Genomic DNA, 26780 nt, shown 5'->3' with positions numbered 1-26780 from the left:
CAAACGCTCTTCATTGAAGACGAACCCATATTTCGGAATAAAAATCAGGGCTGGTTGGATCGTCATCCGGATATACTTCTAATTGCGGCGTGCCTGCAAGCTTGTAATGCTGGGATGGCAACCATTCTGAAAAAATTTGCTCCCATGCTTTTTGTATCGCTTCCGGCATCGATCCGCGCACCTCAAATATGCCCCATTTAGAAGCGGGTATTTCTAACGCCAACAGCCCGTTAGGCACCTCGCCATTATACTCTGCGGCTATCCAATAATCGATCGTTTGTCCTGACTGGTCATCGCTGTGTGCGGTACATACACCGATCAAGCCTTTTAATGAGCCGTTGTTCAGTGATGATAATAACTTAACGGTGCCGTTTTGATGAACTTCCTCCCACATCTTAGCAATCCCTGTATGATTCTCTCCATTGACTAGCGAAAATGTCCGCTTGATTCCCACTACTTGAAAACGATCTTTTTCAATGATTTGGTGATTCATTGATTTTCCTCCCATCTCAAGATAAAGAAACGATTCTAGGCTTGCTTGTGTATGGCCACTATCTATTTGATTATAGCACATATGTTCGTGTGTAGCTACCTATCTTTCTGTTTAGAAAAAACGTTTTTTGGAAGCAAAAAATGATGGCAGATTTGAATGGGAAAAAGGGGGCTCGACTGTTTAACAAGAACGGAGGACCGTTTTTTTGACAACTGGGGGATTATTTAAATGTTATATTACATATAAATGGAATTTATTGTTCATTCAAAAGTAGAGCGGAGGTGGGAGGCAAGGCGGTGACTTGCTTTTGTTACGCCAAAGCGTACTAGAGTACTGACTCCTGATCGTCGAAACACGACCTAAACTTTCTATCAATTAATGCAAATGTCAAGTGACATTTAGAACATAACAGCTATGTTTTTTGAAATAAAATGGAGAAACTTTCAAACTATTTTCTAATAAATGACGAATATATGAATGAAAGGCTAGCCTTTGAAAGAAGTAGGAGTAGAAGTCAATGGAGAAAATAAAGGAATGGATTACCAAGGTCAAAAAAGGAGATCGCGATGCCGCTAACCAACTTGTCAGTTTTTATTATAAGGATCTATATGCTTATATTTACAGGCAGACATTAAACAAGGATTTAGCAATGGATCTAACCCAGGAAGCGTTTATCAGCATGCTTCGTTCGATCCATTCGTATGACGAGAGAAAGGCGTCATTTCGAACGTGGTTATATCGGATTGCCACTTATCAAACGATCGACTACTATCGTTCAAAATATTACAAACAGCAACCAATTGTGACGGAGATCGATCACGAGTTAGGACAAGAAGAAGATTTTACATTGAAGCTGGAATACAAGGAGGAGGTTGAGCGGATTTTAGCGGTGTTGAATACGTTTGAAGCGTCTGCCCAGCAAATTTTCCGTCTTAAATTGTTTGGTGAATATACTTTTGCTGAAATTGCTTCTGCCACTGGCTTAACGGAATCAACAGTGAAAACGAAATTTTATAGTACCGTAAGAAAAATAGGCAGTAACATAGCGATTGTCGATTGGAAGCAGGATTTTCTTTCTATCTGTTGAATGTTCGAAAAGGCGAAGAGAACGTTGGGAGGACTTGTATGATGAACCTATTCACATTTGCTAAAAAAGCCGGCACCGCCATGACAAAATACAACTCCAAGTTACCGAGCTATACGAGAATAACGAAACTAACCGAATCTGCCGTCATCGGCTGCATGTACATTGAAGCGAACGGAGTGGTCGGCTATCATGAAGCGCCAGTGCCGCAGCTGTTTCTTCTTGTACAGGGGGAAGGCTGAGTGACGGGGGCGGATCGCAAAAAAGTGTTTGTCAAAAGTGGAGAGGCGGTGTTTTGGGAACAAGGCGAATGGCACGAATCGGGAAGCGATCAAGGAATAGCCGCGATGATTGTTCAGTCTGAACATTTGACACCGAAATATCTCATACAATTGCAAGTATCCGAGTGAGTAATTTGATTTATAAGAATCAAGTGAACCGAAAACGGCGCGGTCAAATCACCGCGCCATTTATCTTGGCGTTTCTTGAAAGGTAATGCCTATTACTCGCTCTGTTGCGGTGTTAAATTGGATATTGACAAAAACACCAAATTCTTTCTGGTTGGTTCTCAGCCATAGCTTAAATTTTTCCGTCGTCACATTCGCTTGTTGGTCGCGGCCAATATGGAGGTAGTCGACGATTTGGGCGTTTGGATATTTTTCCTTTGTTTTTTGAAGAGCGAGTCTTCCCCATTTGGCATATGGTGGCATTTCGGTTTGGGCGATCGCGTGATGGACGATTTCAATCGGTTGGATGCCCATCCCCGCAACTGACCAGACACTGAGAGCGAATAAAGTGATCCATCTGTTTTTCATATATAATAAAACCTTTCTTTTTTTATGTTTAGCGTGCACGATGCTTGTCAGATTATTCATCCTCTCTAAAACGGAGAAAGAAAATGACGGTTCATGATGCAGCTGTTTGATGTGTATCGCTCTCCGTTTTTAATAGTGCGGGCAAAGAAAGAAGATGCTTGTCTGCTTATAAAATTCTGTTGTCCGATTCGCGTTTTCACTCGTCTGTAAAGGGAACTTTTTCATTTATTACAAAAAATTCAATATCGATTGAAACCTTTTTGCGTTTTGAACGTTAATATTATGGAAGATAAGCGGCGAGGTTGAGAACTAAAAAATATGGAATGTGTTGCAGCATGTGATCTATGTTTCAAACCGGAGATCAGCTGATGGAAAACATGAGCATACGGTTCCTGTCCCTTAAAGCTGGAGCGAATGCCGTCTATTTATGAAATTCGAAGGAGTGCATGAGGAATGAACTTTTTTAAAAAATTGAGCTATAGCGTAGGGGATGTCAGACGTTATCCGGACATGGTGGCGCAAGGCGCAGGAAAAGCTTTTTTATATTTGCTTTTATTTGCGCTTTTGTTTGGCACGCTGAATAGCATCATTGTCGGCTATCAATTTAATCAAAGCATCGGTCATTTTACCGGAACATTAGAAAGCAAAATCCCGGAATTCACCTTTCAAAACGGAGAGTTGAATGTAGAAGGAACGATGCCGATTGTGTTGGATGATTCTAAAAATGGCGCTGTCATTATCGATACAACGGGCCAAACAACAGAAGATCGTTTAAATCCGTACTCGTCGGGAGTGCTGATTTTAAAGGACCGGATGATTAGCAAGCAAGCTGGAGGGCAAACACAAGTTTTCTTATTTCGCGATTTTCAAGGCGTAACGTTTGATAAACAAGATCTGGTCGGCTTTTTGCCATATTTAAAATGGCTTGCTCCCATTGTGGCGGTGATTGCTTGGATCGGCTTTTTCATTGGCAAAATATTCAGCGCTTTATTTTTAGCAATTATCAATCTGATGATTTCTAAGCTACAAAAAGCGAACTTGTCTTTTGGCCGGCTATACAGCTTGAGCATTTATTCATTATCCTTGCCGATCATCCTTGATCTGATCTTTAAGCTGTTCCATTTCCGTTTACCGGGATTGATTTATTATATCGTCGCGTTAGTATATAGCTGGCTGGCGATTAACCAAACCAAAAAACAAGCGGGAGAGGCTCTTTAGAAGATCGGATCATCTTTTGTGTAGGATGAGAGCCGTCCGCTAAGCCGCGCTTCGTCTTTGTTAAAGAAGCGCTGTTGCTGGAAAAATCAGCTGCGGCAAGAAATGAGTACGAATCATAAAGCATGATCACATATGCCTAAGGCAGGGACAATAAAAAGTCAAAGGTAACTGGCTTTTTGTTGCCCCCATTTTTTTATTTTAAAAAGAGCATAAAAATTTGTCTTCTAGTAAAGTAAAGTTACGACAAGACTTGACAGAAAGGACGATTGTTTATGAGCAATCAAATGATTACTCCGGAAAAGGATCACACACAGCCTCTAGATGGAAAAGAAGAAAAACTCCTGCAAAACTTAGTATGTTTTTTTGATGAGGCTGAGCGAAGGCATGGGGATGGCCCAACTGCCAAATCGTCTCAAAAATAGACAGGCGGCATTTATTACGCGGAAACTGACAGCTGAAAATGTTACACTTTTTCCTCTTTGCGGTGAGCTGTGGCCTGCTTAAGCCACATGTTTTTTGGGTGCCATATTGGCTGAATGAGTCGGCTTAAACTATAGCCAAGTATTCCGCCTAACGTATTTAAAATTAAATCATCGATGTCAAAGCTTCCTAATTCAAATAATAGCTGCATCACTTCGTATGTAAAGCTTAAACACAAGGTTGCAAGCATGGTAGCAGAAAAGCTGCGAAAGCGTGTCGACAGCAATGGAAGCATCCATCCGAAAGGAATAAAACCGATAATGTTTCCAGCTAAGTTTTCAATTTTAATGTTTAAATTGACATCGGCAAAGAATAAATAAAAAATAATGGTTTTCAGGGGAGTAAAGTTGCTTGAATGCCATTGGTTTTGAATGGCGCTGAAGTCGAAATGGTAGATCATTTCTTTCCAAGAGACATATTTAAATAAGACCATTTTCGTGAGAATAAATAAATAGAGACAAAATAGCCATACGAACATTTGATAAAAAAACTTTTTCATTCACTTGCGACTCCTAAAGTTCATCGTTTTATTTTGTTAGCGTTTGAACCGTGCTGATCACTTCCACCCATATGTTTATGTTTCAGCTGCTTCTGTGCTTGGAGCGCAACGGCATTGTACGCTTTATTACCATGTTAAATGATCATCGTTTTTATTTCAATCATTTCCCGAAATAGTTGGTGGTCAATCGCGGCAGCTGCTATAGAATGAGGAAGATGGAGATGAGGAAAACGTTTGTAGGCCTACCTCCCCGGCTGTCGTCGGAGATGAATACAGACAGATCATTTCGCTTTCATCTCGCGTCACTGGCCTCGCACGTCCGCTCACGGTCTTCTTTTAGCTTCGCCCGTTTTTATCTTGTCTAACCGTTTTCAAGCCCGTTCGATCGGGAAAATCAGCTGCTTAAAAAGGGGAGACAAAGCTCATTTTGCCCCTTGCCTACGATGAGCGATTCATGAAAAGTTTGTAGAGATCGGAAAAAATCCATTACTTTCTTTTCCAAAAGGTATTTGCAAAGAAAATCCCCTTGCAGATGGGGCGCAAGGAGATCGGCTGCTCACTTAGACATTTTTCATTCTTTTGATAAAAATGATGATATAAATCATTAGAGTAATAATGGTGAGCGCAGGACCTATATTCATTAAGGTTAAAAAGTTGCCGTAAAACCATCCTTCTTGAGCGAATAAGGAAACCGGCAAAGCATGGGCCGAGCTGTTGGCATGATAGACGGGTTCCCATAAAAGAAAAGTAAAAAATCCTGCTAAAAATCCGTGAATAATGCGAGAAATGAAAAAAGGCTTAAAGCTGATATCGCTTTGTGCTAAAAGGCTGGCGACTTGAGCTTGTACACTAAGACCGCTGAAAGCAAGAATAAAGCTTATAATAATGGCTTTATGCATTAAAGAGACTCCCTGGACTTGGCTTGTCATTTGCCCGCCTAACGTGATCTCAAATAAGCCGGATATAAGAGGGGTGCTCAATGCTTCTGGCAAATGGAACAAACGAAGCGCATATGCTACTAGTTCTCCTAAAAACTGGGTAATATGTAGACTCGATAGCAGCCTATTGATGACAGAAAACAAAATGATAAAACCGCCGATCATTAATAAAGTATGAACAGAAGAGATGACGGCATCCCCGAGCAGCTTGCCAATCGGTCTTTTTTCTTTCATACGTGTGGTATGCAAGGCGGAAAAGGCTCTGCGCAATAGTGCTTCGTCTCTGGCCTCCTTTGGATCTTGTGGCTGCTCCTTTCCGTAAAACCTCATCATAAGGCCAATACATATGTTTCCTAAATAATGCGATAAAATCAAGACGGCGCCAAGCTGTGCATTATGAAAAAACGAGATGGATACGGCACCGATGATAAAAAGTGGACTGGATGAATTTGTAAAACAGACCAACCTTTCTGCCTCCACTTTACTGAGTTGTTTTTCTTGCCGCAATAGTACAGTGAGTCTTGCGCCTGTCGGAAAGCCAGAAACCATTCCCATCGCCCATACAAATCCCCCGACGCCGGGAACCTTAAATAGGGGCTTCATGAGAGGTTCAAGTATAACACCGATAAATTTTACAACCCCAAAATTAATCAGCAATTCACAGATAATAAAAAAAGGCAGCAGCGAAGGAAAGACGGTCCCCCACCAGATTTTCAGTCCCTGCTTTGAAGCATTGACGGATTCCTGCGGGAAGGAGACGAGGGAGACGGCAATAAAAGTAGCTGCTAAGGCTAATACGATCGTTTTGAATCGGGAACGGGACACTTCTCAATCCTCCTCAAATGGATAAGCTAATGTTGCTGTTATAAAGTTTATTTGCGATGAGAGTAGATTAGAACTGATGGCACCGTGTTTGTCCGCTGCCATCAAACCTTGGTTAGAAAAGGGGCGTGGAAGTGACCGCCGCCGGCAAAAGGATAGAAATACTCTTTGACGTTCGATCAACTTTCACTATCGATGAAACGTAATCTTTGAAGATGTGATGTTTCGGCGGGGCAGACGCGTAAATGATGAACCGTTTGACAATCCCATCAATGGACCTGAAAGCGTTTTGACAAAAGCAAGTTCACATAGATGGGCCTTTGCCCGTCGGTTTTCAGAAATGATCGTTCCATCTAGAAACGGTATGGTATGATCGATAAGAAAACGTTTGAGGCAATCAAAAAAATAGGAAAAAGAGCAGAAGGAAAGGGAAGAGGAAAAATAGAATAAAAAACAAGAACATATATTCCTGTATTGATGAATCTATGCTATAATAAAGATGCACAGCTATATGCAGGGTGGGAGCGGCCTACTCCCTTAGAGAAGGGAGGTGCCGCTGATGATATCTGTGACCGATACACTGACGCTAATGATTGCTTTTGCATCATTAATGGTAGCTGTTATCGCTGTAGCGAGAGACAAAAAATAACCCACCCTGCTCGCCTTAAGTGAGGGTGGGTTACAACCGCCTGTTTTCGGCCGCTGCACGTCTTGCAGTCAGCTGTGTATTGAATGGACATTGGTTGCCGCCAATGTCCTATTTTTATTTTATGCTTTATACGTTTATTATACGCATAAAAGTGTCGGAATGACAAGGAATTTCTCTTTGTGCGAAGCCGCAGGTGAGACGGTTGGTGTTAAATCGTAAATATTACGATTTGAACTTTATTCATTTATCAGGAACCAACAAATGCAGGGAGGGGATCGAAAAATGTTTCCCAATTCTGGCTCATTTCCTGAGCGGTAAGTAAACATTGGTCTAACGAATCTTCTATTTCTTCTTGATTCATCTCGATGCCGATAAAGACGAGCTCGGTCATGCGGTCGCCATATGTTTGATCCCATTTTTCAAGAAGTTCAGGGTTCTCCATTAAAATTTGTTGGCGCTCAGCTTCAGGATAAGCAGCGACCCATTCGCCCGCTCCTTGGATCACGATCGATGTGCCCGCTTGTGATAGAAGGCCGCATACATCATTTCTTGACGCAAGCCAAAAAAAGCCCTTGGCGCGAATCACTTCAATTGGCCAATTCTCAAGCCATTTCATAAATCGTTCCGGATGAAAAGGTTGTCTTCTCCGATATACAAAAGAGGAGATGCCATATTCTTCGGTTTCTGGAGTATGCTCTTCATTCAACTCTTTGAGCCAGCCGGCCGCTTGGCTGGCACTTTCGAAATCGAATAAATGCGTGTTTAAAATTTCGTCTAACGCTACTTGGCCAAATGTCGTAGGGATGATTTTCGCTTCCGGATTCAGTTTTTTTAGCATATTTTCAAGCTCTTTTGCCTCTTCGGGATGAATTAAATCGATTTTATTAAGCAAAATGACATTAGCAAATTCGATTTGGTCGATTAACAAATCAGCTACTTCGCGTGTATCTGAATCATCGACAGCTTGCTTGCGATCGAGCAAGCTCTCTCCAGAAGAAAAATCATTCCAAAATCGGTTAGCGTCGACAACGGTGACCATCGTATCTAAACGACATTTTTTAGTGAGATCAATTCCTAAATTTTCATCTATGTAGGTAAAAGTTTGCGCTACCGGAATCGGCTCGCTGATTCCTGAAGATTCAATGACGATGTAATCAATTCCCCCTGCGTCTACTAATCTTTCTACTTCCTTCATTAAATCATCGCGCAATGTACAACAAATACAGCCGTTTTGAATTTGAACAAGCTTTTCTTCTGTTCGGGAGAATCCCCCTTGTTTAATCAATTCCGCGTCGATATTCACTTCACTCATATCATTCACAATAACGGCAATTTTTTTGTTTTCACGATTATGCAAAATATGATTGAGTAAGGTGGTTTTTCCAGAGCCTAAATAACCGCTTAATACAGTAACTGGCACTTTTTTCATGATAAGTAACTCCTCCCTTTAGTAAATCGTAATTATTACGTTTTAACAACGTCAATCATACAAGAAAATAAGAAAAATAGCAACTACGAGAATGAAAGGGAGGTATAGATATCGTTCATTCTATCTTTGAGCTGCCATGATCGGATAGATTTTTCAAGATCAGTTCATCGCTTTCATCGTTTTTTATTATAGAGAGATACGATGAGAAAATTACACTTATAGCTAACCGATTCAAATTTTCCAACGGTCGCCCGACTAGCGAAATCAGATCATCTGCGCACTTGGCGACAAATGTTGACGGAGCAATTGATATTTCATAGTCATATTTTTGTGGACAATCTATGTATATATGTTAATAGGAAAAATTACGATTTGTTAAGAAGAAATGAGAGCATGAATGGAGGAAATGAATGTGAAAAAGGAGATGTCTCATACAATCAATGATGGACTAGCGTTTGTTCTTTTATTGTTATTTTTATATTTATTCTTTTTTTATGGAATGGGGAATATGAATTTTACATTGCCGAAAGAGTGGGCGATTGTCCATACTATGTTTTTAAGCATTGTTTTAGAAGCGATTCCGTTTATTTTAGTAGGCGTCTTTGTATCCGCTTTGATTCAAACCTTTATTTCAGAGGATACGCTGCGGCGTTGGCTTCCGAAAAACCCGTATGTGGCCATTGTATCTGCCGCCTTTTTCGGAATCATTTTTCCCGTTTGTGAGTGTGCGATTATTCCAATTGTAAGAAGGCTGATTAAAAAAGGAATGCCGCCAGCAGTTGGCATGACATTTTTGATGAGTGCGCCCATCATCAATCCGATTGTTTTCCTCTCGACCTACTATGCGTTTCAGCAAAAAAGCGAAATCGCTTTTGCTCGCGTGGGCCTTGCTTTTTGCGTTTCTGTGTTGGTAGGCTTGCTTTTATACCGCTTTTTTCAACATAAGACTCCGCTCAAACCAACAGCCTCTTCCTCGCACGAACATATTCATTCTACAAATAAATGGAAAGAAACGTTGCATCATGCCAGCGAAGAATTTTTTGACACGGGAAAATATTTAATCATTGGCGCGTTTTTAGCCAGTTTATTGCAAACGTTTCTTAATCGGAACGAATTGCTGCAAATTGGAGCCAATGAACTCATCTCTCCTGTTGTGATGATGGGTTTTGCTTATTTGCTCTCGCTTTGCTCGGAGGCCGACGCTTTTGTGGCTGCTTCGTTTAGTCACACCTTTTCTACAGGCGCGATTTTAGCGTTTCTTATTTATGGAGCCATGCTTGATTTGAAAAATACCTTGCTGCTGCTTGCTTATTTTCGAACACGGTTTGTCATTGCGTTTATTCTCGTGTTGACATGTGTTGTTTATTTGGTTGTTTGGCTCTATCAAACAATCTTTATCCATGGATGAGGAGGTGAAGGAAGTTGAATAATCAGCTTTTTTTGCGGGGAGTTCTGCTCGTGGGCTTTGCGTTAGTCATGTTTAAATTAATCGTAACAGGGCAAATCCAGCAATTTATTGCACCAAAGATGTTTCCTTTCCTTTATTTTGCGATGGGCGTATTGTTTATTCTTGGCATTTTTCAAATTTGGCGAAGTGATCATCACGATCATGCGGTTGGTTGTGAATGCGGCCATCATAAGGATAAGCATCCTCTAAAGACGTGGATGATTTATCTTTTATTCATTGTGCCCATCATCACAGGTTTAATGTTTTCAAGTCAAGTATTGGACAGCTCGGTCGCTGCCAAGCGCGGTGTGCAAATGGGTGGGGGGCAGAAGCAAAGCGATCCATCAGCGAATGCTCAAACGCAATCCTTAACCGAATCAGCACAGACCGAACAGCAGCCAGCCGAAAAAAGCATTGACAAACAGCAGCTCGCTAAGAAGTTAAAATCTGCGAAAAAGATAGAGTTTACGAATGAAAACTATTTAGCCACTCTGGAAATCATTCATAATCATGTTCAAGAGTTTATTGGGAAAGAGATTCAACTTACCGGATTTGTCTATCGCGAACCTGATTTTCCAAAAGGGGAAGCAGTCATTGCGCGATTTGCTGTTACTTGCTGTGTTGCCGATGCTTCCGTTTATGGAATGCTATCAAACGGAGAACAGCTAAAAGAGCTCAAGCCGGATGAATGGGTAGAAGTAAAAGGAGTCATCGGCCAAACAACGTATGAAGGAAATATCCTTCCTTGTATCAACATCAAAACAGTGAAAAAAGTTCAACAGCCGGATGAGCCTTATGTTTATGACCGCACTCCTTACTGATATCCATTTTAAAGACACCGTGAGCGCGAATAACAGCAAAACAAAAGCGATGGCGTTCATCACCCGCTCCGTTAGACTCGAGGTAATCAGCGCGCCGCCCGCTAATATGCCAACAAAGGAGGCTGCTCCTCCGATGGCGATCAGTGCGAAAAAAAGTGTGCCCAACATGATCCCTTCTTAATCTGTTAATCTAAAAAATGGATCCAACGAACACCATGGGTACATTTTCTATACTACCATTTATTTCTGGATCGTTGCATAGATCATATGACACAATATATGGAAAGCGAAAGAGGAAATGTTCTATTTCCCCGGCAAGCGCAAATTGCGACAAAAAAGCAGGAGAATCGGGGCGGGGGCGGTGCTGCGAATTTTGTAAAGGGAAGATAGAGGAAAAAGTTTGATTCTCTCTGTTTTCTGGAATTTAGTAAAATAACAAGCAGATAAACAACGGTTATATGCTTATAGGGCTTTTTGGACAGTTTCTTATGATAATGAATGTAATACATCATGTAGTTAAGAATAGAAAATTGTTTCTATATTTTTCTATTTCTACAACTTGAGAAGCCAACACGGGTTTCTATGTGAGCGAGTAACGATTCATCTAGCAAGAGAACAATAAAACGAATCGGTTTTATCATCTGTTACTGAAGCAAAACTTATGTAGCAAGAAAGGGGAGGAACGGGGTGATTCTGGAAACACCACGATTGATATGGAGACCATTTACCGATAGCGATCTGTTCGCTTTACATAGCATTTTTTTTGATCAAGACATGATGAAGTTTTATTCGGCCCCTTTTACTGTGGCGCAAACCCAAGATTGGATTTAACGAAATTAAAAAAGGTATCATAAGCGCTGCTTTTATTTAATGTGAAAATTTGGATGTTCGCTCTCTATCAAAGAAAGGAGACATGTAAATGGAAGAAATTGTGGCGCCAATGACATTTGAACATTTACAGGAATGTATCGAACTGTATATAAGAGTGTTTCATCGTGAGCCTTGGAATGAGAATTGGACGTATGAGGCGGCTCGAGAGCGGCTCACCGATTTATTGCATACGCCTAAGTTTATCGGATTTGTATGTAAACAGCGTGAAGCGATCCTTGGTTTTATCGCTGGCCACAGCAAAGCGAGCGATCAGGGGATGGCGTTTTATCTGGCGGAGTTGTGCATCGATCAGAAAGCCCAAGGGAAAGGATATGGCTCTCAACTGCTGCGAGTTCTTGAGGAGGAACTACAGAAGCAACACGTCAGGAGCATCTATTTGTTAACATCCGCTTACGGAGCGGCGGCAGCGTTTTATCGAAAAAACGGCTACACCGTCCGCGCTGACCGGATCGTGATGAAAAAGAGCCTTTGACCGCTTTTGCGGCTGCCTGTTGCTTTTCGCCGAGCGTCAGGGTATTGTGAATTCAGCTGCTTGCAGATACAAACGGCTGGAGTGAATCCGTATGATAGAGGAGATAGCCAGATGATGTCTCAAAATGACAGCATAGCATAAATATAGTACATCCATGAGATCATTAGCTGGCGCGAAATGAAAACAAGCATCGATTTTTGTGATCCGACAACACGCTTCTGCGGCGAAAAGCAGAGCCGTAACAAAACGAATCTTTGATTTTATTTCAGCTAAGCGCGGCTTGCTATTTTTTTAAGATGCCTAAATATTCGATCCAAGGTCCGACATCTTCCTTGTATCTTTTGGCCATCACTCTGACAATTTGGGCGATGTGGGTCAAATCATGGACAGCCCAAGTAGACAGCAGTTCTCGCAGCTTTACAGGACCAAAAGCTGGATGAATCCCGGTCCATTCAAAATCGGTTTCTGGGCCGATGAGATGGTTTAGCTTGGCGAGATTTTGTTCACGCAACTCTTGAAATAAACGCAGCTTTTCTTCGATGGTCTCTCCTGAGTGTTCTTTTAAATGGCTGAATCGGTCGAAAACGGGAAAGGTTTTATCTCCGTGTTCTTGAAGAATGATTTCAAGCCTTGGAATCCAATTCGTTTTCTCAGCTTCTATCAGATGCTCGATAACTTCTGTCGCATTCCATGTGCCTTCTCCCTCGCGGCATTGCAACCATCCAGCGGATAATCCGGATAAAAAATTCTCCAATGTTTTCGGCGTGCGCTGCAGTAATTCAATGGCTTCTTGTAACTGAAAGTTCATAGAAATAGCTCCTTTCATCATTTATTAATAACTTACCATAATCAGCGGATGATGCAAATAGAATGACCGAAGACTTGACGAATAGCAGAACGGATACGCAACAAAATGTGATGAAAACAGAAAACGATGGAATGGATGATAGGCTTATATCGAGTTTTTGCGGCTGAATCCCTTGAGAATATTTTTTTCGTTCGCCGGCGACAATGGATGATAGAAATTCCGATGAAAAGAGGCCAAAAGAAAAATGTCCGAGCTAGCAGGATTCCTTTGACCAATGCCGAAATTAGTACACACAAGACACGAGACGAAAGGGGAACACATATGCCAATCGTGAATCCAAGCCGCGAAGAAATCGGCGATATGTTGCAAAAAGCAAAGCGCATTGCTGTTGTAGGTCTGTCCAATAATCCAGAACGCACGTCATATATGATCGCTCAAGCGATGAAGGAAGCAGGATATGAGATTATTCCTGTCAATCCAACCATTGATGAATGGGAAGGGATTCCGGCTGTTAAATCATTAAAGGACATTGACGGACATGTGGATATTGTGAACGTGTTTCGCCGTTCAGAGCATTTGCCGGAAATTGCCCGTGAATTTGCACAAATCGATGCCGATGTGTTTTGGGGGCAGCTGGGTGTAGCCAATGAGGAAGCCTATGAATTTCTCAAAGAAAAAGGATATACAGTTGTGATGGATCGCTGCATTAAAGTAGAACATGCTTTAACGAAAAAGAATTGAATGGAATCAAAACGGCCATCTTTAGTTGTGAAAGATGGTCATTTCCATTTTCGACAAAAATTTTGCGTGTTCGGCTGAAAACGGTAAAATAGGCATAGACGTTTTGCAAATTTATGCTACAATAAAACAGAAACAAACGTTCTTGTTTTTGAAAGGGGTATGTTCGTGACAAATCAGCAACGATATGAATATAACGATGATGCGATCCAAGTGCTTGAAGGGCTTGAAGCGGTGAGAAAACGTCCGGGAATGTATATCGGCAGCACCGACAGCCGCGGCCTGCATCATCTTGTATATGAAATTGTCGATAACTCCGTTGATGAAGCGTTGGCGGGGTACGGAAACTATATTCTCGTCAAAATACATAAAGATAATAGCATCACGGTGCTTGACGAAGGCCGGGGAATGCCGACGGGCATGCATAAGCTTGGCAAGCCGACTCCGGAAGTGATTTTAACCGTCTTGCATGCAGGCGGCAAATTCGGACAAGGCGGGTATAAAACAAGTGGCGGTTTGCATGGAGTCGGGGCCTCGGTCGTCAACGCTTTATCGGAGTGGCTTGTTGTCACGATTCATCGCGATGGATTTATCTATCGGCAGCGGTTTGAAAACGGTGGAACGCCCGTGACGACATTGGAGAAAATCGGAACGACATCGAAAACGGGGACGATGATCCAATTTAAGCCGGACTCCAGCATCTTTAGCACGACGTCGTTCAATTATGAAACGCTCAGCGAACGGCTAAGAGAATCGGCCTTTTTATTAAAAGGACTGAAAATTGAACTAATCGATGAGCGGACCGGCGCAAAAGAGAAATTTCATTATGAAAACGGAATTGAAGCGTTTGTTGCTTATCTCAACGAGGAAAAGGATGCTCTGCATCCAGTCGTGTATTTTGAAGGGCAGCAAAATGGCATCGAGGTGGAGTTTGCGTTTCAATTTAATGACGGCTATTCGGAGAACGTGCTTTCATTTGTTAATAACGTCCGCACAAAGGATGGCGGAACGCATGAAGCGGGCGCCAAAACAGCCATGACCCGCGTGTTTAATGAATACGCTCGCAAAACCGGCTTATTAAAAGAAAAAGATAAAAATCTAGAAGGTTCCGATATTCGCGAGGGACTCTCAGCGATTGTTTCTGTAAGAATCCCCGAGCATTTATTGCAGTTTGAAGGCCAGACAAAGGGAAAGCTTGGAACGAGTGAAGCTCGTTCAGCCGTCGATGCGATCGTCGCGGAGCATTTAACTTATTTTTTACAGGAAAATCCGGATATCAGTGCGATGCTCGTCAAAAAAGCGATAAAGGCTTACCAAGCGCGAGAAGCAGCGCGCAAGGCACGCGAGGAAGCGCGAAGTGGAAAAAAGAAAAAAGGAAAAGAAGCGGTATTAAGCGGCAAGCTGACGCCGGCCCAGTCGCGCAATCCGAACAAAAATGAGCTGTATTTAGTCGAAGGGGATTCGGCAGGCGGCTCCGCGAAGCAAGGACGAGATCGCCGCTTCCAAGCTGTGCTGCCTCTCAGGGGGAAGGTCATTAACACAGAAAAAGCGAAGCTGGCTGATATTTTTAAAAATGAAGAAATCAACACGATCATTCACGCGATCGGCGGCGGCGTGGGAGCCGATTTTTCCTTGGCCGATATCAACTACGATAAGGTGATTATTATGACCGATGCCGACACCGACGGCGCCCATATTCAAGTGCTGCTTCTTACATTTTTCTACCGCTATATGCGGCCGCTAATTGAAGCAGGCAAGGTGTATATCGCGCTTCCGCCGCTCTATAAAATTAGCAAAGGAGCGGGAAGAAAAGAAATCATAGAATATGCTTGGACGGATGAGCAATTAAAAGAAGCGGTGAAAAAATTCGGCAAAGGCTACACGATTCAACGCTATAAAGGTCTTGGCGAAATGAACGCTGACCAGCTATGGGAAACGACAATGAATCCAGAAACGCGTACGCTGATTCGCGTGCGAATTGATGATGCTGCCAGAGCGGAGCGGCGCGTCACAACGCTGATGGGAGATAAAGTCGAACCGCGGCGCAAATGGATTGAAGCGAATGTCCAATTTGGCTTAGAAGAAGATCTGAACATTTTAGATAACGAACATGTCGTAGCAGCAGAGGAGGGAGTCAGATGACCGAACGGTTATTGGATTTGCCATTGGAGGATGTGTTGGGCGACCGCTTTGGACGATACAGTAAATATATTATTCAGGAGCGCGCGCTGCCTGATGCTCGCGATGGACTTAAGCCGGTGCAGCGCCGCATCTTGTATGCCATGTATGTCGACGGCAATACAGCGGATAAGGGCTTCCGCAAAGCGGCGAAGACGGTCGGCAACGTGATTGGCAACTTCCATCCACATGGGGATTCGTCTGTTTATGAAGCAATGGTACGAATGAGCCAAGATTGGAAGCTGCGCAACATTTTGATTGAAATGCACGGAAATAACGGCAGCATCGACGGAGACCCTCCGGCAGCGATGCGTTATACGGAAGCGCGCCTCTCTGCGATTGCCGTAGAGTTGCTGCGAGATATTGAAAAACAAACGGTAGAGTTTGTCCCTAACTTTGACGACACAAGCGAGGAACCGGTCGTTCTGCCGGCGATGTTTCCGAATTTATTAGTGAACGGTTCGACCGGAATCTCGGCAGGATATGCTACTGAAATTCCTCCCCATCATTTAGGAGAAGTGATTGATGCTGTCATTATGCGAATTGATAAGCCAAATTGTACAGTGGATGAGATCATGACCGTTCTTCACGGTCCGGATTTTCCGACGGGAGGAATCATTCAAGGAAGAGAAGGAATCAAAAAAGCGTATGAAACCGGAAAAGGAAAAATTATGATCCGGGGAACAGCAACGATTGAAGCCGCAAAGGGCGGCAAGCAGCAAATTATCATTACAGAGCTGCCTTATGAAGTAAACAAGGCCAATTTGGTCAAAAAAATGGATGAGCTCCGTTTTGACCGAAAGCTTGATGGAATTGCCGATGTTCGTGACGAAACGGACCGCACGGGCCTTCGCATTGTCGTTGAATTAAAGAAAGAGGCAGATGCGGAAGGAATTTTAAACTATTTATATAAAAATACGGATTTACAGGTGCCGTATAATTTTAATATGGTTGCCATTCATAACCGTCGTCCGAAGCTGCTGAGATTGCTTGAGCTGCTGGATGCCTACATTGAGCATCAAAAGGAAGTGGTTACCAATCGTTCGCGATATGAGCTGAAAAAAGCCCATGATCGCCAGCACATCGTCGAAGGATTGATGAAAGCATTATCCATTTTGGATGAGATCATCGCGACAATCCGGGCTTCGAAGGATAAGCGGGAGGCAAAAGACCGGTTAATGGCTCAATACGCGTTCACGGAAGCTCAGGCAGAAGCAATTGTGTCCCTTCAGCTTTATCGTTTGACTAACACCGATATTACGGCCCTAAAGCAAGAGGCGGAAGAGCTGGAGAAAAAAATCAGCGAGCTAAGCGCGATTTTGGCCAGTGAAAAAAAACTGTTGTCCGTCATTAAAGCGGAATTAAGAAAATTAAAAAAGACATATGCTGATGAACGAAGAACCGCCATTCAAGAGGAAATTGAAGAAATTAAAATTAATTTGGAAGTTATGATTCCGGCGGAAGATGTCATCGTTACTGTCACAAAAGAAGGATATGTGAAACGAACGAGCCTTCGCTCATATACAGCCTCTAATGGACAGGATTTTGGCATGAAGGAATCCGATCGGCTGCTGGCGCAGTTTGAGATGAATACAACGGATGTGCTGCTTTTGTTTACACGACAGGGAAGTTATATATATTGTCCTGTTCATGAGCTGCCGGATATTCGTTGGAAGGAGCTTGGTCAGCATATTTCCCATATGGTCCCGCTTGATCGGGAGGACGAGCTGGTCGCAGCGGTTTCCGTTCAGGATTTTGATCAGCCGCATGATTTGATGTTTGTCACCAAGCAAGGGATGGTCAAACGAACGCCGATCCAACAATATAAAGTGCAGCGTTATGGCCGACCGTTAGTTGCGTTGAATTTAAAAGAGCATGATGAGGTTGTCCATGTTTACATGACGGACGGACATCAAGATCTTTTTCTTGTGACTCACCAAGGATATGGGCTATGGTTTAGCGAAGAGGAAGTGAATCCGGTCGGTGTCCGAGCGGCAGGGGTGAAGGGCATTCAATTAAAAGAAAACGACTTTGTTGTCGCAGCACAGCCTATTTTTTCACCGGAGCAAGCCAAAATTGTCATCGCTACGCAACGGGGAGCAGTGAAAAAGATGGGGCTTGGCGAATTTGAAAAATCTTCGCGCGCTAAGCGGGGATTGGTGATGATTCGTGAATTAAAAACGAACCCTCACCGAATTGCGGCGGCGGCCATAGTGGAAAGCGACCCAAGCCAAATGGTGGTGCGGACGGAAAAAGGAGAAATAGAAGTGATTGATCTGTCGCAGCTGAAGCTGGTTGATCGATATAATAGCGGGAAATTTGTCGTGGATCATGAAGAAGCAGGAGATGTTAAAGAAATGTGGCTCACCGATTTCCATCACGGAAGCTGACAGATAGCTAGAAATGGACATGGAATCGATAGACGAAGGATGAGCGGGAGGGGGAACGACGATGCGATTTAAGCGAAACGAAGCCTTTCGCTATCAATTCGGACAGCCGCTTTTGGGCACATTCCGCATCGCTTATATTGATGGAAAAGAGATGGACAGCGAAAAAGGAGCTGTTGAAATTTACGATATCAGTCCAAAGGGGATGAAGATCCGCACGGTATTTGACATTCCTCCGCGCCCGCGGGATGTCTGTATTCAAGTGACATTTATGCTTAACGATGTCGAATTCAATTTATTAGGAATCATCGTGTGGCAAAAGAGGGACTTTAGAGGTTACTTTTATGGATTGCAGCTGCACCTGTCACATGAACAGGAGGAAATCATGATTCGCGAACTTAAGCGATATGTGACACTTCGCCAGAGCGATTAGCAATCAATAGGCGTGTGCCCCCCATCCTCATGTTAGGAGGGGGGATTTTAATGTCAAGGATAAGGCAGACTGTCCAACTTTTTGGCGAAAATAAAAAATAGAAAGGCTCTTAGAAAGCCCGCGAGACATCGTGCCGCAACATGGGCCAATCGCTTTATTAGTGTTTATTAGTGTGTACACGGCTTTATCATCATCAACAGCAAGTCTTTTTGTGGCTTGCTTTTTTTGTTTTTTCGTTTTTCGTTCCGAATAAAAATAGGATTGACTACCTTGTATATACAGGTTAAAATGATGCCTAAAGAAAGTGCATGTATATACATGTTCATTTTTATATGAATGAAAGGGTGAACCATAATGATACCTTGGCAAGAGGAAGAGATTATTTTCGCACCATTGAATGGTCGGATTATACCGCTGGAAGAGGTACCGAATCCCACGTTTTCGCATAAATTTTTAGGAGACGGCATCGCGATTATGCCAAACGATGGACAAGTCGTTGCTCCAGTGGATGGCAGAGTGGCTAATATTTTTCGTTCCAAACATGCCATTGGAATTTTATCGAACAAAGGAGTAGAGATTTTGATTCATGTAGGGCTGGAGACGGTGCTGTTGAACGGAGAAGGCTTCACCGTCCATGTTAAAAGGGGAGAAATGGTGAAAAGAGGGGATTTGCTGCTGTCATTTCATTTAAAAACGATCAAAAAAAGAGCGGCTAGCCTTCTAACGCCAGTTATTATCACCAATCATGAGCAGGCAGAGATTACGAAAATTGCTTCACGGCCAACATGCGTCGCAGGACAAAGCGCGCTGCTGCGGGTAATGGTCACAAGAACATGCCTGTTTCGTGTGAAATAAATAAAGAGGGATTTTTGTTGCTTGTTCAGTCTGAATATTTGCACTTTTGTAAAAAATATATAGATGTAGGTTGAGTTTCTTGGATCCCCCTCACTAAATCGCTCTATTCTATCGATTTTGTTATTCGAACGATGTGAGAATGAGAGAGTACATAAACGTCTCTTTAAAGATGAAACGAATGATCTCTGGATATGGGCGGTTGGAAAAGGTTCAATGATTTGCTTTTTTATCATGTATGCATGATAAAGACTTGAATCATATTCTTTTTTCTGCTCCTGTAAGGGCTTTAAGAAGAAGCGATTGGTTATTCAACCGTCCGGCCGCCGAAAATGAATCCAAACTTGATGTCTATAAGCACCTTTATCTTAAAAAATACTCTATGCCTTGCGCAGATGAATCATATCGTGAAAAGAGAACGAACATGATGATATACAGGCGATTTTTTTATTGACGAACTTGTATATACAGATTAAAATAAAAACATCTTGTATATACAAGTTTTGAAAGCGGTTAAAAGGGGAGTTCATGATGTTAAAAAAATGGTTTCGCAAAAAAGAAGAAACGCTCGTAGCGCCTTTAACTGGAAAAATAGTCGAGATCGAACAAGTTCCTGACCCAACGTTTTCCCAAAAGCTTATGGGGGATGGAGTAGCAATTGATCCTGCAGAGGGGATTGTCGTTTCGCCGGTTAATGGGGAAGTGATTCAATTTTTCCATACAAAGCATGCGATTGGCATTCGTTCAGATGCAGGGCTGGAGCTATTAATCCACGTTGGCTTAGACACCGTCATGATGAATGGGGAAGGGTTTGTTGGACATGTGAAAGTCGGCGACAAAGTCAAGGCAGGCGACCGCTTATTGACGTTTGACCTGGAGTTGGTTAAGGAAAAGGCGGCAAGCACGATCACACCGATTGTCATTACCAATATGGATGCTATTCAATCACTTGAAAAGAAGCCGCTTGAAAACGTGCAGGCAGGAACGGATTGGTTACTATTTGTCGTAGCAAAGTAGCATTTATTTTGTAAACGGTTACGGAGGGATCATCATGAGCATCAGCAAACAATCAGTCGAAAAGATTGTAGAGTCTGTTGGAGGAAAAGAGAATATTGTGGCGGCAACACATTGTGTCACCCGCTTAAGATTTGCATTAAAGGATGAGAGCAAAGTAGATAAAGAGACTTTAGAAAGTATTGATCTCGTCAAAGGTTCCTTTTCCGCAAACGGCCAGTTTCAAGTCGTAATTGGACAAGGGCTCGTTGATAAAGTGTACAACGAAATGGTGGAGTTGACGGGTATTGGCCGCGCGACAAAGCAAGAGATTAAAGATGCAGCGGAAGCGAAGCTAAACCCGCTTCAGCGCGCGATTAAAACATTAGCGGATATCTTTATTCCGATTTTGCCGGCGATTGTAACAGCGGGTTTATTGATGGGGATTAATAACATTCTAACAGGCCAAGGGATTTTTTACGAAAATAAATCGTTTGTGGAAGTGCATAAAGAGTGGGCCGATTTTGCTAGCATCATTAACTTAATTGCCAACACGGCGTTCGTCTTTCTACCAGGTTTAATCGGCTGGTCAGCGGTAACGAAATTTGGCGGCAGTCCATTGCTCGGTATTGTGCTTGGCTTAATGCTCGTTCATCCAGATTTGTTAAACGCATGGGGATGGGGAGCAGCGAAAGAAGAAGGAAAAATTCCTGTATGGAATCTGTTTGGATTGGATGTTCAAAAGGTAGGATACCAAGGGCAAGTATTGCCTGTATTAGTGGCATCGTACGTGCTGGCGAAAACAGAACTGTTTTTGCGCAAACGAATTCCTGATGCGTTTCAATTGTTGCTAGTTGCTCCGCTTTCGTTGCTTTTTACCGGCTTTTTAGCGTTTATCGCGATCGGGCCGATTACATTTGCCATCGGCAACGGAATTACGAGTGTATTTGTTTCCGTGTTTCATAATGTTCCTGCGATTGGCGGGCTTCTATATGGAGCGTTATATGCCCCTCTTGTGGTCACGGGGATGCATCATACGTTCTTGCCGGTTGATTTGCAGCTGATCACCAACACGGGCGGAACATTTTTATGGCCGATTCTTGCTCTTTCGAATATCGCTCAAGGTTCAGCAGCGTTATCGATGATGTTTTTAGCAAAAGATGAGAAACTGAAAGGGTTATCATTCACATCTGCTGTTTCAGCTTATTTAGGAATCACGGAACCGGCCATGTTTGGAGTGAATTTACGCTTCCGTTATCCATTTATTTCAGCGATGATTGGGGCCGCGGTTGGCGGAATGTTCATCACGCTCAATAAAGTGATCGCAGCTTCCATCGGCGTGGGCGGTCTTCCTGGTTTCTTATCAATCGTTCCGCAAAAATGGGCGCCGTTTTTCATTGGAATGGCGATCGCGATTGTGCTGCCATTTGTTCTAACGTTTGTGTTGGGAAAAATTCGCAAAGACTATAATTAATAGAACTATGTTCTAAATAATCAATATAAATAACTAAAGATTCATACCATTGGTGAATGACCGCCAATGGTATCGTTTTTCCCGATAGTCGCAAAATTATAAACGAGGTGATATTCATTGAAGCAACCATGGTGGAAAAAATCCGTTGTTTATCAAATTTATCCGAAGAGCTTTAAAGATACGACGGGAAATGGAATAGGAGATTTGCAAGGGATTATCGAAAAATTAGACTATTTAAAGACATTAGGGATTGACGTCATTTGGCTGACGCCTATTTATGCTTCGCCACAGCGAGATAACGGCTATGATATTAGTGATTATTTTAGTGTCCATCAAGATTATGGAACAATGGCGGACTTCGAGCGTCTGCTTGCTGAAGCTCATCAACGCGGTATCAAAGTGATTATGGATATGGTCGTCAACCACACCTCAACCGATCATGAGTGGTTTCAGCAGGCGCGTTCGTCAAAAGAAAACCGCTACCGTCATTTTTATATTTGGAAGGACCCTAAACCAGACGGCAGCCCTCCAACAAACTGGACGTCCAAATTTGGCGGATCGGCTTGGGAGTATGATGAGAAAACGGGGCAATATTATCTGCACTTGTTTGACGTCACTCAGGCGGACTTGAATTGGGAAAATGAAGAACTGCGCAAAACGATTTATGAAATGATGCATTTTTGGTTTCAAAAGGGCGTCGACGGTTTTCGCTTGGATGTCATTAATTTGATTTCGAAAGATCAACGTTTTCTCGATGATGATGAATCCTTGCCGTTGGGGGACGGCCGCCGATTTTATACAGACGGTCCGCGCATTCATGAGTTTTTGCAGGAAATGAATCGGGAAGTGTTTGCAAAATATGATATTATGACGGTGGGGGAGATGTCATCGACCACCATTGATCATTGTATTCAATATACCAATCCAGCGCGAAACGAATTGAATATGACATTTAACTTTCACCATTTAAAGGTAGACTACCCAAATGGTGAGAAATGGGCGGCGGCTCCATTCGATTTTCTGGCTTTAAAACAAATTTTATCTACTTGGCAGGTGGAAATGAATAAAGGAGGAGGCTGGAATGCCCTCTTCTGGTGTAATCATGACCAGCCGAGAATCGTGTCGCGCTATGGTGATGATCAAGTCTATCATAAAGAATCAGCGAAGATGCTGGCGACCGTTATTCATATGATGCAAGGAACACCTTACATCTATCAAGGTGAAGAAATCGGCATGACCAACCCGAAGTTCGAGAGAATTGAAGAATACCGCGATGTGGAAACCTTAAATATGTATAAAATTTTACTGGAGCAAGGAAAAACAGAAGCAGAAGTACTTGAAATTTTAAAATGCAAATCGCGGGATAATTCACGGACACCGATGCAATGGGACGATAGTCCGCATGCGGGATTTACAACTGGAACTCCTTGGATTTCTGTCGCACCGAATTTTAAAGAAATTAATGTAAAAAATGCATTAGAGGATCCGACATCGATTTTCTATCATTACAAGCGTTTGATTGAATTGCGAAAAAACTATGAGATTATTACAACAGGAAACTATCAGTTATTGCTAGAGGATCATCCGCGAATTTTTGCTTATGCGCGCAATGGAGATGGCGAAAAGCTGCTGGTAGTAGCCAACTTTTTTGGCGGCCAAGCGACCTTTATTTTGCCAGACGAGTTAGATATAAGCGGATATACAAGCCGCATCTTGCTTTCCAACTATAATGACTCCTCTGAGCATGTACAAGAAATTATGTTGCGTCCATATGAGGCGATTGTGTATTATTTAACAAAATGATACAATACAATTCGGTGATGACCATGAAGGAAAATAAATTTTTAGCGATTTACAACGATCTTTTGCTTCAGATTCGCAAAGGCGCTTTTCAACCGAACGAAAAGCTGCCTTCTGAAAATGAACTGTCCCAGCAATATCGAACATCGCGCGAAACCATTCGCAAAGCGCTCAATCTTTTGTCAGAGCATGGCTATATTCAAAAAATAAAAGGAAAGGGTTCCATCGTATTAGATGTCGGGAAATATGACTTTCCTGTCTCTGGACTTGTCAGCTTTAAGGAATTGGCGCAAAAAATGAACAAGCCGGCAAGAACGATCGTACATGAACTGGAACTGATTGAGCCTGATGAATATATTAAACGGCAATTGGAAACCGAAAATAAGGAAAAAGTATGGAAAGTGATTCGTGCTCGGGAAATTGAAGGAGAGAAAATTATTTTAGACAAGGACTTTCTTTGCCAAAAATTTGTTCCAATATTGACTCGCGACATTTGTGAAAATTCAATTTATGAATATGTGGAAAACGAACTAAAGCTTCGCATTAGCTTTGCTAAAAAAGAAATGTTTGTTGACCGAGTGACAGCTGAGGATCAAAAATATTTGGATTTAAACGGCTATGAACATGTAGTCGTTGTGAAAAATTTTGTCTACTTAGAAGATGCGAGCTTATTTCAGTTTACTGAGTCAAGACATCGACTCGATAAATTTCGGTTTGTTGATTTTGCCCGGCGTACTCATCACCCGCACCTGCTTCCATAAGCACGTGCGTTTTTTTTCGGTAATACAATTTAATAAAACTATGTGCTAAATAATCAATAAATGGAGTAATAGTTTAAAGCATTTATGGCTATCCTTCTAACATAAGGATGGTGAATATCAAATTGGAAGGAACATGGGTTTCATTATTGCCGTTTCTCATTGTCATCCCGCTTGCTATTTGGCTTCGAGAAATTCTGCCGGGACTCGTTGCCGGTTTGTTGATCGGAGCATTTTTTCTAGAACAACATTTCCTTTTAGCGATTGAGCAAGCCGTTCAGGCAACGCTGCAGGCCGCAACGGAAATGAGTCATATCCAAGTGCTTGCTTTTCTTTATTTATTTGGCGCCTTAGTCGGAATGATGCAGATTACCGGCGGAATGAAAGGATTTGTGCAATGGATCAGCAAAAAAATCCATTCTCGGCGCCGCTTGCTATGGTTTATTTGGCTTACCATTCCCTTTACGTTTTTTACACCGATGTTTCGTATCATGCTGATCGGTCCTGTTATGAAATCGTTGCTCGACAAGTTTCATATCGATAAACGAAAAATGGCGTATATGATTGATGTCTCGACGGAGCCTATCATTGTGTTGCTTCCAGCGGCAACGGCTTTTGTCGGTTTTATGACATCGGTTGTAGATGGGGCGCTCAAGCAAAACCAAATGGAAGAAAATGCGTTTTCTCTCTTTCTTGCGAGCTTGCCTTATAATTTTTTTGCCATTATTGCGCTATTGATCGGAGTGGTGACTACTTTTAAAAATATCGGCATCGGCCAAGAAGAAAAGGAAAAAGGAGACGAACAGAATTATTTCCATCGTCTCGGTCTGAAAAAAGAGCTCGCTTTAGTAGTGGGAGAGCCGCTGCACTTATTTTTTCCGCTTCTCCTTGTCCTTTCCTTCACGCTTTTTTTCTTTTGGTATGATGGCACAAAGCGGGGAGCTGACAACCTGATCGCCGCCTTTACCGCAGCGGACGCAACATTTGTGATGGTGGTGTCACTATTTGTGACCATTATTGTGACCATGTTATTTTATTTATTCCGCCGCCAAAAGCTGGATGAATTAATTTATCATCTTTTTGAGGGGGGAAATGAGCTAATGGCTCCGATCGGTATGCTTATTCTTGTATGGGCCCTGTCTGCTACGGCAGAGCAGTTGGGCTTTTCGCACTATATTGCTTCCACTTTTGGCGGAATGCTGCCAAAAGAAATGGTTCCGGCGATGATATTCGCGCTTGGTTCGTTTATTTCTTATTTTATCGGCACATCTTGGGGAACATGGGGTCTGTTTATGCCGCTCGGTGTCACACTGGCCGCAGCGACGGGCGCTTCGCTTCCGATGACCGTAGGTGCTGTATTTGCTAGTGGCACATTCGGCGCTTTTGCTTCACCGCTGGGCGATACAACGATAACAACTTCTTCCATTATGGATTTGGATTTAATGGAATATGCCAAATATAAATTAAAAATTTCGCTTGTGTGTGGTGTTCTTTCATTACTCAGCTATTTGGCCGCCGCTTGGCTTTTGCCCTGATTAGCAGAATCAATCGCTCCATAAATAGATAGGAAAAGACGATTTTATTTTATAAAAATGCTTTCTATTTACTGATCTATTGTTCAAAAATGAAAACACAAGATCCATTCCCTTATGCTTCGGGGAATATAAAAGCTATCAGCTTATCCCTATATTCTTAAACTATGTTCTAAATAATCAAAAAATATTTTCAAACAATAATTGCCAAAGACAAAAATTTCCGTTATGATGAAGGAAAGCATATGGATAAGCTTTTATAGGGGAAAGGGGGAGAAAAATGGCTACGCATATTACTCATATCACCGTTCGTTTTGGAGAAACAGATGCGCTTGGCCATGTCAACAATACGAATTATTTTGTATATTTAGAGGAGGCGAGAATTCGCTTATTTGAGCAGCTCGGCTTTGGCTCTGCCGATCCTCATGAATGGAAGTTTATCGTCGCCTCTGCTAAATGCGATTTTATCAACCAAGCATATTTTGGCCAAACGCTCAAGGTGGAAACGAATGTATCCAAAATCGGAAATAAAAGTTTTACGCTTGTTCATCGCATTGTAGACGCGAACAATCAAACATTAATTGCGCTTGGAGAGGTAGTCGGTGTTTATTTTAATTTTGCGACGCAAAAAAGTGAGCCAATTCCAGAGGATTTGCGCAGCCGACTCGAGAAATATAGCGTGTCTGACATCGAAAACCACTTGAAATCATAACAAGCTGCCTAATTATTAGGCAGCTTGTTTTTATGAACCCCTTTTTCTGTTTATACA

Annotated in this window: 25 protein-coding genes; 19 read left to right on the top strand and 6 right to left on the bottom strand. The window is 42.4% G+C overall.

Annotation, left to right across the window (positions count from 1 at the left end):
* Positions 1–10: 10 nt before the first annotated feature.
* The gene (locus GGQ95_RS00200; RefSeq protein ID WP_066149267.1) at positions 11–493 is read right to left on the bottom strand and encodes a GyrI-like domain-containing protein; all 483 of its coding nucleotides are present in this window, start codon (positions 491–493) and stop codon (positions 11–13) included.
* Positions 494–1010: 517 nt separating this feature from the next.
* Between GGQ95_RS00200 and GGQ95_RS00195 the strand changes: the two genes are divergently transcribed.
* The 3 genes from GGQ95_RS00195 to GGQ95_RS18185 are packed head-to-tail and all read left to right on the top strand — an operon-like array spanning position 1011 to position 1987.
* Positions 1011–1580 (top strand): RNA polymerase sigma factor, encoded by a 570-nt coding sequence (locus tag GGQ95_RS00195; RefSeq protein ID WP_080861931.1) that lies wholly within the window; start codon positions 1011–1013, stop codon positions 1578–1580.
* A 41-nt stretch (positions 1581–1621) separates the two neighbouring features.
* Positions 1622–1819 (top strand): hypothetical protein, encoded by a 198-nt coding sequence (locus GGQ95_RS18190; protein ID WP_244963545.1) that lies wholly within the window; start codon positions 1622–1624, stop codon positions 1817–1819.
* A complete protein-coding gene (locus tag GGQ95_RS18185; RefSeq protein ID WP_236546418.1) occupies positions 1820–1987 on the top strand; it encodes a hypothetical protein in 168 nt (55 codons plus the stop codon).
* Between the two features lie 60 nt (positions 1988–2047).
* Here GGQ95_RS18185 and GGQ95_RS00185 read toward each other — a convergent pair whose 3' ends face one another.
* Positions 2048–2338 (bottom strand): YqzG/YhdC family protein, encoded by a 291-nt coding sequence (locus GGQ95_RS00185; RefSeq protein ID WP_044743510.1) that lies wholly within the window; start codon positions 2336–2338, stop codon positions 2048–2050.
* 507 nt (positions 2339–2845) lie between these two features.
* Between GGQ95_RS00185 and GGQ95_RS00180 the strand changes: the two genes are divergently transcribed.
* On the top strand, positions 2846–3610 hold the full coding sequence (locus GGQ95_RS00180; RefSeq protein ID WP_080861934.1) for a DUF1189 domain-containing protein: 765 nt from the start codon (positions 2846–2848) through the stop codon (positions 3608–3610).
* Between the two features lie 463 nt (positions 3611–4073).
* Here the strand turns inward: GGQ95_RS00180 and GGQ95_RS00175 are convergent, their stop codons facing one another.
* Together GGQ95_RS00175 and spoVV are read right to left on the bottom strand one after the other, a co-directional pair.
* Complete coding sequence (locus tag GGQ95_RS00175) at positions 4074–4589, bottom strand: VanZ family protein (RefSeq protein WP_183186185.1); 516 nt, start codon at positions 4587–4589, stop codon at positions 4074–4076.
* Between the two features lie 560 nt (positions 4590–5149).
* Positions 5150–6352, bottom strand: coding sequence for a dipicolinic acid transporter SpoVV (gene spoVV / locus GGQ95_RS00170; RefSeq protein WP_080861937.1), 1203 nt, complete (start codon positions 6350–6352; stop codon positions 5150–5152).
* Positions 6353–6908: 556 nt separating this feature from the next.
* On the opposite strand from spoVV, the gene GGQ95_RS18180 reads away from it, so the two are divergent.
* Positions 6909–6998 carry a putative holin-like toxin gene (locus GGQ95_RS18180; RefSeq protein ID WP_231734645.1) on the top strand — a complete coding sequence of 30 codons (90 nt, stop codon included), beginning with the start codon at positions 6909–6911 and terminating at the stop codon, positions 6996–6998.
* A gap of 247 nt (positions 6999–7245) precedes the next feature.
* Here GGQ95_RS18180 and GGQ95_RS00165 read toward each other — a convergent pair whose 3' ends face one another.
* Complete coding sequence (locus GGQ95_RS00165; RefSeq protein WP_080861940.1) at positions 7246–8427, bottom strand: GTP-binding protein; 1182 nt, start codon at positions 8425–8427, stop codon at positions 7246–7248.
* Between the two features lie 406 nt (positions 8428–8833).
* On the opposite strand from GGQ95_RS00165, the gene GGQ95_RS00160 reads away from it, so the two are divergent.
* The 3 genes from GGQ95_RS00160 to GGQ95_RS00150 all read left to right on the top strand — a co-directional run bounded on the left by GGQ95_RS00160 (position 8834) and on the right by GGQ95_RS00150 (position 12058).
* Positions 8834–9835 (top strand): permease, encoded by a 1002-nt coding sequence (locus GGQ95_RS00160; protein ID WP_044743512.1) that lies wholly within the window; start codon positions 8834–8836, stop codon positions 9833–9835.
* A gap of 14 nt (positions 9836–9849) precedes the next feature.
* Positions 9850–10695, top strand: coding sequence for a TIGR03943 family putative permease subunit (locus GGQ95_RS00155; protein ID WP_159719749.1), 846 nt, complete (start codon positions 9850–9852; stop codon positions 10693–10695).
* Positions 10696–11614: 919 nt separating this feature from the next.
* Entirely contained in the window at positions 11615–12058 is a 444-nt protein-coding gene (locus GGQ95_RS00150; RefSeq protein WP_183186184.1) for a GNAT family N-acetyltransferase, read from the top strand.
* 283 nt (positions 12059–12341) lie between these two features.
* Here GGQ95_RS00150 and GGQ95_RS00145 read toward each other — a convergent pair whose 3' ends face one another.
* Positions 12342–12866 (bottom strand): DinB family protein, encoded by a 525-nt coding sequence (locus tag GGQ95_RS00145; protein WP_066149280.1) that lies wholly within the window; start codon positions 12864–12866, stop codon positions 12342–12344.
* A 321-nt stretch (positions 12867–13187) separates the two neighbouring features.
* On the opposite strand from GGQ95_RS00145, the gene GGQ95_RS00140 reads away from it, so the two are divergent.
* The 11 genes from GGQ95_RS00140 (at position 13188) to GGQ95_RS00090 (ending at position 26723) form a co-directional block, all read left to right on the top strand.
* The gene (locus tag GGQ95_RS00140) at positions 13188–13607 is read left to right on the top strand and encodes a CoA-binding protein (RefSeq protein WP_044742146.1); all 420 of its coding nucleotides are present in this window, start codon (positions 13188–13190) and stop codon (positions 13605–13607) included.
* A gap of 159 nt (positions 13608–13766) precedes the next feature.
* A complete protein-coding gene (parE, locus tag GGQ95_RS00135) occupies positions 13767–15746 on the top strand; it encodes a DNA topoisomerase IV subunit B (protein WP_044742145.1) in 1980 nt (659 codons plus the stop codon).
* Positions 15743–18172 (top strand): DNA topoisomerase IV subunit A, encoded by a 2430-nt coding sequence (gene parC / locus GGQ95_RS00130; protein WP_183186183.1) that lies wholly within the window; start codon positions 15743–15745, stop codon positions 18170–18172. Before parE ends, parC begins: the two co-directional genes overlap by 4 nt.
* 61 nt (positions 18173–18233) lie before the next feature.
* Entirely contained in the window at positions 18234–18602 is a 369-nt protein-coding gene (locus GGQ95_RS00125; RefSeq protein WP_044742143.1) for a PilZ domain-containing protein, read from the top strand.
* Positions 18603–18956: 354 nt separating this feature from the next.
* Positions 18957–19457, top strand: a complete 501-nt coding sequence (locus GGQ95_RS00120) for a PTS sugar transporter subunit IIA (protein ID WP_044742142.1) — start codon at positions 18957–18959, stop codon at positions 19455–19457.
* Positions 19458–19985: 528 nt separating this feature from the next.
* The gene (locus GGQ95_RS00115; protein ID WP_044742141.1) at positions 19986–20471 is read left to right on the top strand and encodes a PTS sugar transporter subunit IIA; all 486 of its coding nucleotides are present in this window, start codon (positions 19986–19988) and stop codon (positions 20469–20471) included.
* Positions 20472–20505: 34 nt separating this feature from the next.
* Complete coding sequence (gene treP, locus GGQ95_RS00110; protein WP_183186182.1) at positions 20506–21921, top strand: PTS system trehalose-specific EIIBC component; 1416 nt, start codon at positions 20506–20508, stop codon at positions 21919–21921.
* Positions 21922–22038: 117 nt separating this feature from the next.
* Positions 22039–23724 carry an alpha,alpha-phosphotrehalase gene (treC, locus tag GGQ95_RS00105; protein ID WP_183186181.1) on the top strand — a complete coding sequence of 562 codons (1686 nt, stop codon included), beginning with the start codon at positions 22039–22041 and terminating at the stop codon, positions 23722–23724.
* Positions 23725–23747: 23 nt separating this feature from the next.
* On the top strand, positions 23748–24482 hold the full coding sequence (gene treR / locus GGQ95_RS00100; protein ID WP_044742150.1) for a trehalose operon repressor: 735 nt from the start codon (positions 23748–23750) through the stop codon (positions 24480–24482).
* 122 nt (positions 24483–24604) lie between these two features.
* Complete coding sequence (locus tag GGQ95_RS00095) at positions 24605–26014, top strand: Na+/H+ antiporter NhaC family protein (protein WP_183186180.1); 1410 nt, start codon at positions 24605–24607, stop codon at positions 26012–26014.
* Positions 26015–26291: 277 nt separating this feature from the next.
* Positions 26292–26723, top strand: a complete 432-nt coding sequence (locus GGQ95_RS00090) for an acyl-CoA thioesterase (RefSeq protein WP_044742138.1) — start codon at positions 26292–26294, stop codon at positions 26721–26723.
* The last annotated feature ends 57 nt before the right edge of the window (positions 26724–26780 follow it).

This window comes from Anoxybacteroides rupiense, assembly GCF_014196195.1.
Lineage (GTDB): Bacteria > Bacillota > Bacilli > Bacillales > Anoxybacillaceae > Anoxybacteroides > Anoxybacteroides rupiense.
The sequence above is the reverse complement of the archived record's forward strand: the minus strand, read 5'-3'. Positions and strand labels throughout refer to the sequence as shown.

What these genes read in the sequence shown, in the direction of transcription:
- GGQ95_RS00150 (WP_183186184.1), top strand. Translation starts at nt 11,615, where the DNA reads ATGGAAGAAATTGTGGCGCCAATGACATTTGAACATTTACAGGAATGT.
- GGQ95_RS00120 (WP_044742142.1), top strand. Translation starts at nt 18,957, where the DNA reads ATGATACCTTGGCAAGAGGAAGAGATTATTTTCGCACCATTGAATGGT.
- GGQ95_RS00165 (WP_080861940.1), bottom strand. Translation starts at nt 8,427, where the DNA reads ATGAAAAAAGTGCCAGTTACTGTATTAAGCGGTTATTTAGGCTCTGGA.
- GGQ95_RS00145 (WP_066149280.1), bottom strand. Translation starts at nt 12,866, where the DNA reads ATGAACTTTCAGTTACAAGAAGCCATTGAATTACTGCAGCGCACGCCG.
- GGQ95_RS00090 (WP_044742138.1), top strand. Translation starts at nt 26,292, where the DNA reads ATGGCTACGCATATTACTCATATCACCGTTCGTTTTGGAGAAACAGAT.
- parE (WP_044742145.1), top strand. Translation starts at nt 13,767, where the DNA reads ATGTTCGTGACAAATCAGCAACGATATGAATATAACGATGATGCGATC.
- GGQ95_RS00115 (WP_044742141.1), top strand. Translation starts at nt 19,986, where the DNA reads ATGTTAAAAAAATGGTTTCGCAAAAAAGAAGAAACGCTCGTAGCGCCT.
- GGQ95_RS18190 (WP_244963545.1), top strand. Translation starts at nt 1,622, where the DNA reads ATGAACCTATTCACATTTGCTAAAAAAGCCGGCACCGCCATGACAAAA.
- GGQ95_RS00125 (WP_044742143.1), top strand. Translation starts at nt 18,234, where the DNA reads ATGCGATTTAAGCGAAACGAAGCCTTTCGCTATCAATTCGGACAGCCG.
- GGQ95_RS00185 (WP_044743510.1), bottom strand. Translation starts at nt 2,338, where the DNA reads ATGGGCATCCAACCGATTGAAATCGTCCATCACGCGATCGCCCAAACC.
- GGQ95_RS00195 (WP_080861931.1), top strand. Translation starts at nt 1,011, where the DNA reads ATGGAGAAAATAAAGGAATGGATTACCAAGGTCAAAAAAGGAGATCGC.
- GGQ95_RS00175 (WP_183186185.1), bottom strand. Translation starts at nt 4,589, where the DNA reads ATGAAAAAGTTTTTTTATCAAATGTTCGTATGGCTATTTTGTCTCTAT.
- GGQ95_RS18180 (WP_231734645.1), top strand. Translation starts at nt 6,909, where the DNA reads ATGATATCTGTGACCGATACACTGACGCTAATGATTGCTTTTGCATCA.
- treR (WP_044742150.1), top strand. Translation starts at nt 23,748, where the DNA reads ATGAAGGAAAATAAATTTTTAGCGATTTACAACGATCTTTTGCTTCAG.
- treP (WP_183186182.1), top strand. Translation starts at nt 20,506, where the DNA reads ATGAGCATCAGCAAACAATCAGTCGAAAAGATTGTAGAGTCTGTTGGA.
- GGQ95_RS00140 (WP_044742146.1), top strand. Translation starts at nt 13,188, where the DNA reads ATGCCAATCGTGAATCCAAGCCGCGAAGAAATCGGCGATATGTTGCAA.
- GGQ95_RS00200 (WP_066149267.1), bottom strand. Translation starts at nt 493, where the DNA reads ATGAATCACCAAATCATTGAAAAAGATCGTTTTCAAGTAGTGGGAATC.
- GGQ95_RS00160 (WP_044743512.1), top strand. Translation starts at nt 8,834, where the DNA reads ATGAATGTGAAAAAGGAGATGTCTCATACAATCAATGATGGACTAGCG.
- GGQ95_RS00180 (WP_080861934.1), top strand. Translation starts at nt 2,846, where the DNA reads ATGAACTTTTTTAAAAAATTGAGCTATAGCGTAGGGGATGTCAGACGT.
- parC (WP_183186183.1), top strand. Translation starts at nt 15,743, where the DNA reads ATGACCGAACGGTTATTGGATTTGCCATTGGAGGATGTGTTGGGCGAC.